This is a genomic window from Streptomyces sp. NPDC000878 (assembly GCF_053599695.1).
On sequence record NZ_JBSFMT010000143.1, the window covers coordinates 1 to 9433 of the forward strand.

Here is a 9433-nt window from a genome sequence, read left to right on the forward strand (position 1 = left end):
GCTCCAGCCCCAACAGTCCACGCCCCACGGGGAACCGTGAGGAAAAGCGGCAGCAGTGAGGGGAGGGGGCGAGCGGGAACGCGAGTGCGGGCCGATCCTGGGAGCAGGAACGGGAGGTGACGGGGGGGCGGGCCGATAGCGGGACCCGGAGGCGGTGACTCGTTCGGGTGAAGCCCGGTTGGCGAGAGTGCTTCACTTTGAAGCACTAGATAGACTCTGGACTCGGTAGACCGCACCACCCGCGCGAAAAATGGCCCCGCGCATTCCGGTTGCTGGTTTCCATTGGAGTTCGACTAACGCCCAGGCTAAAAACTCGCTTCGCTGGACTTGCCTTAGCCAAAGAAAGGAAGCTCAGATATGCGGAATTCGGAATTTGGCGTGCGGAGGTACGGGAGCCAAACGGCCCCCCGGGCCGGACGGCGGAACCGAGCTCCGGCCTCAGCCCCTCCTTGCTGCTGCTTGTCCGTCACGGCCGGCACCACCCGAGACTCAGAGCCGCTGGTGCCGCCTACGGTCCGCAGCTGGTCGACGGGGCAGCGCGCGAAGCCGCCTGAGCCAGGTCATGGACGCGAGTGCCGGCCGCTGACGGTGGCGCCCGAGGTGCTTGCCGCCGCGGTTCGCGGCGACCTCAGCCACCTAATACTTACCGGAACCAAGAACCCGCTGGTCAGGGCTGTGCACTTTCGGTGATCTGTCGCCTCAGCCGGTACACATCGCCGTCGGTATGTACCTCCTGAGGAGTCACATCGGCGGCGGAATGTCAGGCAGGTCGACAGTTTGGGGCTCAAAACGTCGGCGCGGCTGACATTCCCGGGAGCGTCCCGTCGGGCGGTCCGCCGGAGCGCGCAGGGGGGAGATCTGTCCCCCCTGGGGGGACACAACACGCCGGAACGTCAGCGAGACCGACATAAATGTCGGCGTGGCTGACATACTTCTGCCGTCCAAGATCAGCGAAGTGGAGAGCAGCCTCGTGTCACCCGAGCCACAGCGCCGCCGTCCCGCACCGAAGCGCGCGCGGCCGCGTCCGGAGCTGCCCCTTGATGATGAGATCCAGGCGTGGTCCAAGCCGGTTGAGCCGGTTGAGGATCTCGACTCGTTGGCTCGCCGCTACCCGCGGCGCAAGGTCTCGCTCAGCAGCGAGCGCAAGCCGATGGAGTTCTACGACACCCCGGAGCGCCCCAAGGCGTTCTCCATGGACTCGCTGGAGTTCTTCTTCCTGATCGCGCAGTACTTCCGTGAGGCTCTGCCGCTGCGGGTGATCCTTCTGATGATCGCCTGCCAGAAGGCCGGCGGGCAGATCCGTCTGACCCAGGAGGAGATGTCGACGGTCCTGGACGTGCACCGGGGGAAGATCAACGAGGCCCTCGGGGAAGTCATGTCGCACGGCATCGTCTTCAAGGTGCGCCGGGGCGTCTACCAGTTCAACCCGCCCTACTCGTACCGTGTAGCTGAGTTCATCCCGGGCACCGAACTGGTCGAAGCCGAGTACCGGCAGGTCGACCAGGACAAGACGATCGCGAAGATCCGCAAGGATGAGAGCCTGCCGCAGCTGGTGCGGTTCCCGTCGCTGGAGCACATGCGCGAGGCGATCGAGGAACTGCGCAAGAAGCGGGCCGAAGAACGCGCTGAACGCCGGTTGGCCCGTGCCCAGCGCCAGGAGGAGGGAACAGCCCAGTGAGCACCTTGAAGTGGGCGGCGACCAACGCCGACAGCCTTCTCGCCGACCTGGACCTGCCGCCCGCCGCCTACCGCGCGCTGCTCAAGCTCCGGGGACGCAGTGAGGCCGGCGGCCTCATCAACATCGACCAGGCCACCCTCGGTGAACTGCTCAGGCTCAGCCGCCCCAGCGTGAACGCCGCACTGCGGGAGCTGGAGTTGGCCAAGCTCGTCAAGAAAGTCCGCAACGGCGTCTACCAGATCAACCCGATGCTGGCCGGCCACGCCTCCCCCGAGGACGCCGAAGCCGCCGTCAAGGCGATGCCCAAGGCCGACCGCCTGGACCACAAGGGCTACGTGGCGAACTACCACAAGGCCGTCGCCGCCTACCAGGACCAGCTCGCCGAACAGCGCAAGAAGCGGGCCGCCCTCGCCGCCGCCAAGAAGGCCGCCGCGGGCAAGCGCCGCGGCTCGCTGCACGCCGTCGGCTGACCGCACCGGCCTCGTACGGACATCGGCGCTGCACCTCCGGGCGCAGCGCCGATTGCGTGCGCGGTGTCGACGCCGACACCAGAGATCCCCGTCTGGGTGGACAAAGATCCACCGGCGCAGGGCCAAACAGCCCGTGACCGACCTCGTTCGGCGTCGTGCCCCTCCGGCAGGGGCGCGGCGCCGCTTTCGTGTGTGGGTGGCGGTGACGAGGGTGGGTAACACGGGGGGGGTCCTCCCCCGGAGTGCTAGTGGGTGTTGAGGTGGGCTCGCGCAGCCTGGGTGAACTCCTGAATGGCTTCCTTCAGGTCCATGAGCATTTTGTCGGGGGGAACCTCGGGCTCCCTCGCCTGTGGCGGGAGCGGCTTGAAGGGGACGAGTGCCGCCGCGGACCAGCAGTGCTGAACTGCGAGGGCCCGGCGCTTGAGCCGTTCGGCCAGCTCCGCGAGATGGTCAGGACCTTCGAGCGCGACCACGGACTCGGCATGCGCCACGTCGTCAATCTTGTTGGCGTCGTGGATGTCCTGCTGCCAGGTCGGTGACACCCTTTCGAGCCACCTCAGGGCGCGGTCGATGGGTCGCGGGATGTCGGCGGGAGCCAGGGCACTAGCCAAATCGTCTCTGCTGAGGCTTGTGCGGTCCCAGACTGCCCACAAACGAACATTGGCCTCCGGAGTCAGCTCATCTTCGTTCGGACGGGCACGATTCACTTGTTCCACCAAGTGCTTCACCAGCCCGGTGCTTCCCAAATAGGACCAGGCAGTTCGGGTGAGATCGGCGTACGCGTCGCGCTGGTGCTGCCGACGTACCGCGTCGATCGGCCCGTGGTGCGCGCCTCGCGCTTGGGCCCGTCCGGCCGCGTATGCGGCTGCGGCAACGATGACGGCCGTCGGGGTGGTGATGATTGCGGCGATGACTGCTGGATCCATAAGGGGATCTTGCCGTGCGCGCCGGTTCATAGTTCTGCGTATTCCTGTCGTGCACGCAACGGGGGTTGAAGGCCGGCCCCGAGTGGATCGGGGCACTGCGTGGTGAGAGCCACATGCCCCGGTCCGCCGTCACCCGCCCGCTGGTCGTGCTGCGGGTGCTCATCGAGGACCAGGCGGTGCGCGCCGCGGCTGACGAGATGATCACGCTGACGTACGCGATGCGCGACGCGTACGCCACCAGCGAGCAGTTGTCTACATCGAGATCACCTGGATCAGGCTGCGCCCGTACCGGATGTTCGGCGAACGCGTCGACTCCCGGGCGCTGGCCGATGGTGAGTCTCCGGTCTGGGATCGATGGCAGTGGAATTGGCTGAGCATGCGTCCACGATGCTGTGTCGGAGGGCGGTGGTGGATGATCTGGCCGGCCGCCCGGCCGGGTGACACGACATCAGCGGCGCCGCCCCCTCCGAACGAGGGTGCGGCGCCGCTTTCGTGTGCGGGCAGGGTGTGCCGGATCCGTGCACACCGTTCCCGCGGGCGGGAAACGCGCAGGCCACGGGGCGGGTCAAAAGAATCATGAGTGACCTCCTTGCACCCTCCCGCTGTATGACTTTCAATACATGTATTGAAAGTCATACAGCTACTCGGGAGGACCCGTGGTCATCGCACTCGTCACCACCGCCATCGCCGTCGTCGGCACTCTGCTGGGCGCGATCGTGTCCGGGCGCTTCCAGGAGCGGTCCGCCGAACGGTCGGTGCAGGCGAGCCGCGGCGAGGCGGTCCGCCGCGACTGCCTGGGGGCCGTCACGGATTTAGCCTGCGCCGTCAGCGACCACCGCCGGGCGATGTGGATGAGGGGCGACGCCGTACTGAAGGAGGCCCCCTCCGAGCGGATCGAGGCGTTGCGCGGCGAGAGCCACATGACTCGCTCCGGGATCACCCGCCCGCTCGTGGCGCTGCGCGTCCTCATCGAGGACCAGGAGGTCCGCGAGGCTGCCGTCACGATGATCACGCTGACCTACGCGATACGGCAGGCGTACACCAGCACCAGCGAGCTGACCGAGGCCCGCGAGGCCGCCAAGGTCGCCCACGACCTGTTCGTCGACGTCGCCGCCCGCTACATGCGCGCCGCCTGACCCTGCCCGCCAAGCCGAGAGGAGAGTCCGTCATGGAGCGCACGTCCACGGAGATCGTGAAGGCCGTCGACATCACGGCCATCGAGACCAGTGCCGACCGGGGCCAGGAGGACAGCGAGCTCGCGTACCTGGCGCCGGCCGCGGCTGCCGCGCTGGGGCTGCTCGCCGACGCCATCAAGCGGGGCACCGCGAGCCAGGAGAGTGTCATCGAGGCCCTGAAGGAGGCGGCGGTCCACGAGCGGTTCGCGGACGTCTTGCAGGCCGCGTCCGAGGACGTCATGGACGAGGCCGCCGACCCGTACGACTTCGACACGCGGCTGGACTCCGACAACCTGTCCGGCGCGGCCTCACAGGTCCGCGACCTGTTCCGCTGGCTGTAGAACCATGACCACGACCAGGAGGGAGAACGCGTTGAGCACCGAGCCCACCGACGACGTCCAGGACCTCACGATCGCGCTCGCCGTCGGCGATGCCCAGGCGCTGGGCGACGACGCCCAGCTGCTCGCCACGCTGTTCGGCAGCGCCCTGCACGGGATCGCCCTGCTGCGCACCGGCGGGGCGGGCGCCGACGACCTCGCCGCCGCCATCGAGGGCACCAGCGGGCTCCTGGAGCGGCTCAAGGCCGCGAGGAATGCCCAGGTGCGCCAGTACGACGCGCAGAGCGGCTCCCACGGCGCTCTGGGCAAGGCGATGGGCGTAACCCGGGCGACGGCTCAGTCCCGCCGCAAGCTCGTCCTCAAGGAGCCTCCCAGCGCCCTGGAGAAGTGGGCCACCGGCGACACCGGCTGACCCGAGCAGCAGCGCCCCTGTGCCGCCTGGCCCGAGGGCGGAAATGTCATCGCTCTCCAGCAACAAGAACAGCACCCCAGCCACCCACCGAGCAGCACCCGAACAACACCGAGCAACGGCCTCCACTGCAACCGGCACTGCACCGAGCAGCAAAAGCAGCAGCGCCCCGGACCAACAAGATCCGGGGCGCTGCACACAGGTGCTCGGGAGGCTCCTACGCCTCAACGTACGCCACGATGGTGATCGACCCCAGAGCCGTCACATAGAAGATCACGCGTACCCCGTCGATCTCGTCCACGTAGTCGCGCAGCAGGGTGCCGGGCACCGCGGTGCCGAGGGCCGGGTTGACGCTGATCGCGACGATCGCGCGGTCCAGGCGGTGCGTCTCGGACGCGGTGAGCTTCCCCAGCTGGGTGAGCGCGGGCTCCACCAGGATGACGCGGGAGCGCCGCGCGCCGTGCTCAGGCGACACGGGGCTCCCCGTCGGCGAGGTGGGCGAGGTGGGCGTCGCGGGCGACCTCCCACGGCACGCCGGACTCCGGCGAGGGGTAGCCGTTGGCGGCGATGTCCTCCAGTACGGAGGCGAGGACGTCGACCCGCGCGCGCTGGTCGGCCGCGTACTTGCGGACCGAGGTGGCGGCGGTGTCATCGAGCGGCTGGCGGTCGGGCGCGGCGGCCGGCTCCTGGCTCATCGAGGGCTCCTGGGGCGTCATATGGCGTGTGTCCTCACGGTATCGCCGGGACGTGGCACCGGTCTGCGGTACGGACGAAACCCACCCGATGACACAGCTGAACAGTGACACAGATGGTCACGACGACCTGGGAAAACAGTGGGTTGATGACACAGATCCGGGGATCCAACTGGACCCAGAACCCAGGAACCCACATGGACCCAGCTTCGTGCGGCAGCTGGGTCCCGCCGGCGGATCAGGTCGGGATGCTGGCAGGACCTTCCCGACCGCGGCCGTGATGCCGTTTGAAGTCACTCGCTCATTAGTTCGGTATCAGCGGCGCCCGCGCGTTCAGAACGAAGTGCATGGACCCTGCTCTTCGAACCCGCCTTGGCCCGCCAATTCCTAAGCCACGTGCGCAACTGCTCTTCGGAGTAGTGGTGTGCTTGTCCATCCCACATGCTCCTTGGCAGAGGGATACCACGGCGCTGGGAACGAACGAGGTACTGGCGCATCGTGGCTGGCTTCCAGGGCACGATGCCCGCCTCGTAGGCTTCGACGAGGGTGTACGTAGTCTCCTGCCGGTCGGGCCCGCTATCCGGATCGGTACCAGACACGTCGTGCGACGCAAGTGTCTGGGGCGTAGCCGCTGTGCTGGGCGTGCAGGTCTGGCCGGTAATTCCGAGTACCTCCCATACAGGACGCCCAGTTTCCATCCAGTCCTCCAGCAGGTAGCGGTCGATGATGTGAAGGTTCTGGTCCTGCGCAAAGTTGCGGGCCCTGCCGGTGACCGCACCGTTGGTGACCATGACGACTACATCGCCCTTGTGTACAGGACGCCCCGTGCCGTTGAGGATCTGGAACTCTCGGACACCTACGGGGGCGCCAGCGAGCCCTTGCTTGCGGTGCTTGCACTGAACAACCCAGCGGTGGCCGACGGGGCTCAGCGCCACGACATCAGCTCCGTTGTCGCCTGCTCCTCCCACCCTCCTGACCTTGTCCGCACCGTCACGGATCATCAGATCGCGGATGAGGTACTCGAACTCGCGATGGTCGAGTCCGTCAACGCGAGCCGGAGAGCAGCAGGCACGCTGGCATTGAATGGTGGAGACCGGCAACCGTCCGTGCCGCCTTGCCGCCAGCAACCACCCGGCTGCCGCTGAGGCTAAAAGCATGACCGGCATCAGCCACAGGATGGCTGGTTGAGAAGCGAAGGCAGTGTTCACACCGGCACGATTACAGATCCCACTGACAGTGCTCGCAGATCAGTTTCACCGGGCGAGGAACACGATGAGTCGCCGACGGCTTCGGGTCGGCAAGGACACAGCCGGTCTACGGCTGGTACGAGCGAGGGTGCGCAGCGGCGCAAGACGTCGGGGCGAGGGCGGCGCGGCGGGCGGCTTCGGCTTCCTCCTCCTGGAGGCGCTTCTCCTCCTCCAGCTGCTTGGCGCGCTCACGTTCGGCGTCGGCCGCCTGCTCGTCCTGGACCACGGCGTCGGCGTCCGGGTCGTACGCGCCGCCGGTGGTGGCGAGCAGTTGCACGATGCGCGTCCACTCAGCGAGTTCGGCCGGGCCGCGGTCGTCGTCGGCCAGGTGCTGCTGCAGATCGGCTTCCTCGAGGGCGGCCGACCCTCGCCCAGTCGACCGGCCCCCAGGACACTGCGCCGCGGGCGGGACTCGCTGGGCGGAAATACGTCTGCCTCACGACGGGTGCGGGCAGACACGCGCGACTGCCTGCGCAACAGGGGCGAAGCAGCTTGTGATCGAGGGGGGCGTGGTAGCCCTGAAGAGCCCAAGTGTGTCAGCATGCCAACACGCGAATCTGCGATACGACAGAGGCCCCGCCCTCCCGCCGGCTCCACCCGGTGGACTGCGAGGACAGGACCGCTGCCCAGTGTGGTGAGCCCTGGCTGACGTCTCAGCTGGGGCTCTCCCCTTTCAGAGCCAGTTCTCCCAGATCCACACGGTCACGAGGAACACCTCGCAGCCCGCGGAGATTCTCTCCGAAGAGATGTGCGGTCGTACGTAGCTCTGCCACCGGTCCTTCAGCCAACCAAGCGGCTTCAAGACCTGTCTCCCCTCTGGCCTCCTGTCAGGAGGCCATTCCGGTACGGAAGTTCGGCCTCCGCGCCGTGAAGGTACGAGCTCGTACCTTCACGTGTGAGGTGCGAGCTGGGTGAAAGACAGGGTGGCCCCTCTCACATTGGTCTGTCGAGAGTTCGTGACCGGTTCGTAGTGGAACCAGTAGGTATGTCGTTCTCGTTTCCCCTGGGGGTATGCAAGACACTGGGTGTAAATGGAAACTGATTTATCTCGGCACCTCAATTCACTGCTGCTAAATCGAGGCATCCAGCAGCCAGTCGGCGCCCTTGAATTCGACGTTCAGGACCGCTCACCAGGGTGCCGCCCTCTCAGAAATGCGACTCGCTGATGGTCTATGAGAGCAGCGGTTGCAGATCTTCGTCCGTCGCTGTGGCCTTCCTTCGCCCGAGGATCTGATCGGCGCGCAAGAGGGAGACGCCGTGATGATGTCCCGCAGACAGCTGCCCTCCGACGTGCCGTTCGCGGTGAACCCGAAGGCCGCCCAGCAGGAGATGACGAGTCCCCGGTGCTTGCCGCGTGTTGCCTGGACTGCACCCTGACCTGTGGTTTCCACTGCGCCTCGGCCTTCTCTAGAGCCGACTGGAGGCGCTTTTTGTGGCCGCATGGCGACGCCGACGATGTGGCCTGGCATTGCACGGCGGGAGACGCCCAGCCACTCGGCTACGGCCGTCGTGGAGCCCTTGGCACGCGTGAGGAGGAATTTTATCTGGGCTCGCGCGGATTTCGGCGCGGGACGCGTGAAGAAGGCCCGTTCGGCCCGTCCGAGGCCGTCGAAGAGCTTGCGCCGGAGCGTGGCCGACGCCGGGCTGGTGTGCTGATCATCCATACCGGCAGGGTCGGGCCGGTCCCCTGTGGACAGCGGACGCCGGGAGCCGGGAAGGATGGGCAGCGAGCACATCATCACGGGAGGGGGCGTCGTGCGGCTGACGATCGACACCGAGACGGACACCTACGAGCAGGCGATCGCCGCCGTCCAGGCCGCCTACGGGCTGCGTCCGGGCGCCCCTGCCGCCTGGCCGGACGCACCCGCCGTGGACCCGCGCCCCGGCCCGCAGGACCTCGCCGACGGCTGGACGGACCAGATGCTGTTCCAGCTGATTGCGGCGCTGATGCCCGGGGCCCGGGCGGTGCTGCGGCGGATCACCGAGTTGGGCGGCACGGCCTCGTACGACGACGTCCAGCAGCACTTCGCCCACCACTCGACGCATCCGATCCCCATCTCGCGGATCGGCGGGAGCCTGACCAGTGTCAAGGCGGTGCAGGGTCGGGTCGGCCCGGACGACGCCGGCCCGCTCCTGCAGCGGGACGAACGAGCACGGCGCTACCGCATCGACGACGTCCTCGTGCCCGGTCTCCAGCGGGCCTTCGCCCTCGCTGACACCCGCCCCGACCTGCTGCGCGGAGAACCGGCCGGACCGGCCGGCTGACCGGGCGTGGTCCGTGTCAGGGCCAGACGGTGGGGGCTTCGGGACGCAGGTCCGGCCAGTCGCGCAGGACGTGGGTGACCTTGTCGGCAGGCACGACGATCCCGGAGGTCTCGGTCAGGAGCTGTACGTACTCAACGTTGGCTTCGTAGGTGACGGTGGACTCCACTTGTAGGTCAGTTCTGACTCCACCCGGCGCCTGGGGGACCTGATTTTGTAGGTGAGAAATGACTCCA

General features: G+C 67.4%; 14 protein-coding genes. 7 read left to right on the plus strand and 7 right to left on the minus strand.

Translation table 11 applies throughout. The features are described 5' to 3' along the window. Positions 1-919: 919 nt before the first annotated feature. The gene (locus ACWDR4_RS49075; protein WP_450418596.1) at positions 920-1678 is read left to right on the plus strand and encodes a hypothetical protein; all 759 of its coding nucleotides are present in this window, start codon (positions 920-922) and stop codon (positions 1676-1678) included. Next, entirely contained in the window at positions 1675-2148 is a 474-nt protein-coding gene (locus tag ACWDR4_RS49080) for a helix-turn-helix domain-containing protein (protein WP_450418597.1), read from the plus strand. Before ACWDR4_RS49075 ends, ACWDR4_RS49080 begins: the two co-directional genes overlap by 4 nt. A gap of 245 nt (positions 2149-2393) precedes the next feature. On the opposite strand, the gene ACWDR4_RS49085 is transcribed toward ACWDR4_RS49080, so the two are convergent. After that, positions 2394-3074 (minus strand): hypothetical protein, encoded by a 681-nt coding sequence (locus ACWDR4_RS49085; RefSeq protein ID WP_450418598.1) that lies wholly within the window; start codon positions 3072-3074, stop codon positions 2394-2396. Positions 3075-3187: 113 nt separating this feature from the next. Here ACWDR4_RS49085 and ACWDR4_RS49090 point away from each other — a divergent pair, with 113 nt between their 5' ends. The 4 genes from ACWDR4_RS49090 (at position 3188) to ACWDR4_RS49105 (ending at position 4999) form a co-directional block, all read left to right on the plus strand. Beyond that, positions 3188-3448, plus strand: coding sequence for a hypothetical protein (locus ACWDR4_RS49090; RefSeq protein ID WP_450418600.1), 261 nt, complete (start codon positions 3188-3190; stop codon positions 3446-3448). Between the two features lie 282 nt (positions 3449-3730). Next, positions 3731-4210 carry a hypothetical protein gene (locus ACWDR4_RS49095; protein WP_450418602.1) on the plus strand — a complete coding sequence of 160 codons (480 nt, stop codon included), beginning with the start codon at positions 3731-3733 and terminating at the stop codon, positions 4208-4210. Positions 4211-4242: 32 nt separating this feature from the next. Next, positions 4243-4590 (plus strand): hypothetical protein, encoded by a 348-nt coding sequence (locus ACWDR4_RS49100; RefSeq protein WP_450418604.1) that lies wholly within the window; start codon positions 4243-4245, stop codon positions 4588-4590. A 31-nt stretch (positions 4591-4621) separates the two neighbouring features. Beyond that, the gene (locus tag ACWDR4_RS49105; protein WP_450418605.1) at positions 4622-4999 is read left to right on the plus strand and encodes a hypothetical protein; all 378 of its coding nucleotides are present in this window, start codon (positions 4622-4624) and stop codon (positions 4997-4999) included. A gap of 214 nt (positions 5000-5213) precedes the next feature. On the opposite strand, the gene ACWDR4_RS49110 is transcribed toward ACWDR4_RS49105, so the two are convergent. The 5 genes from ACWDR4_RS49110 to ACWDR4_RS49130 all read right to left on the minus strand — a co-directional run bounded on the left by ACWDR4_RS49110 (position 5214) and on the right by ACWDR4_RS49130 (position 7737). Beyond that, positions 5214-5471 (minus strand): hypothetical protein, encoded by a 258-nt coding sequence (locus ACWDR4_RS49110; RefSeq protein WP_450418607.1) that lies wholly within the window; start codon positions 5469-5471, stop codon positions 5214-5216. Then, positions 5461-5691, minus strand: a complete 231-nt coding sequence (locus ACWDR4_RS49115) for a hypothetical protein (protein WP_450418608.1) — start codon at positions 5689-5691, stop codon at positions 5461-5463. The genes ACWDR4_RS49110 and ACWDR4_RS49115 overlap by 11 nt, the downstream gene beginning before the upstream one ends. 290 nt (positions 5692-5981) lie before the next feature. Continuing rightward, complete coding sequence (locus ACWDR4_RS49120; protein ID WP_450418609.1) at positions 5982-6896, minus strand: restriction endonuclease; 915 nt, start codon at positions 6894-6896, stop codon at positions 5982-5984. A gap of 106 nt (positions 6897-7002) precedes the next feature. Next, complete coding sequence (locus ACWDR4_RS49125) at positions 7003-7212, minus strand: hypothetical protein (protein WP_450418610.1); 210 nt, start codon at positions 7210-7212, stop codon at positions 7003-7005. 396 nt (positions 7213-7608) lie between these two features. After that, a complete protein-coding gene (locus ACWDR4_RS49130; RefSeq protein ID WP_450418611.1) occupies positions 7609-7737 on the minus strand; it encodes a hypothetical protein in 129 nt (42 codons plus the stop codon). Positions 7738-8654: 917 nt separating this feature from the next. Here ACWDR4_RS49130 and ACWDR4_RS49135 point away from each other — a divergent pair. Beyond that, the gene (locus ACWDR4_RS49135) at positions 8655-9200 is read left to right on the plus strand and encodes a hypothetical protein (RefSeq protein WP_450418613.1); all 546 of its coding nucleotides are present in this window, start codon (positions 8655-8657) and stop codon (positions 9198-9200) included. Between the two features lie 16 nt (positions 9201-9216). Here ACWDR4_RS49135 and ACWDR4_RS49140 read toward each other — a convergent pair whose 3' ends face one another. Next, a complete protein-coding gene (locus ACWDR4_RS49140; protein WP_450418614.1) occupies positions 9217-9366 on the minus strand; it encodes a hypothetical protein in 150 nt (49 codons plus the stop codon). Between the last annotated feature and the right edge of the window lie 67 nt (positions 9367-9433).

Coding starts and splice junctions, on each gene's coding strand:
- ACWDR4_RS49085 (WP_450418598.1), bottom strand. CDS start 3,074: ATGGATCCAGCAGTCATCGCCGCAATCATCACCACCCCGACGGCCGTC.
- ACWDR4_RS49090 (WP_450418600.1), top strand. CDS start 3,188: ATGCCCCGGTCCGCCGTCACCCGCCCGCTGGTCGTGCTGCGGGTGCTC.
- ACWDR4_RS49100 (WP_450418604.1), top strand. CDS start 4,243: ATGGAGCGCACGTCCACGGAGATCGTGAAGGCCGTCGACATCACGGCC.
- ACWDR4_RS49115 (WP_450418608.1), bottom strand. CDS start 5,691: ATGAGCCAGGAGCCGGCCGCCGCGCCCGACCGCCAGCCGCTCGATGAC.
- ACWDR4_RS49135 (WP_450418613.1), top strand. CDS start 8,655: ATGGGCAGCGAGCACATCATCACGGGAGGGGGCGTCGTGCGGCTGACG.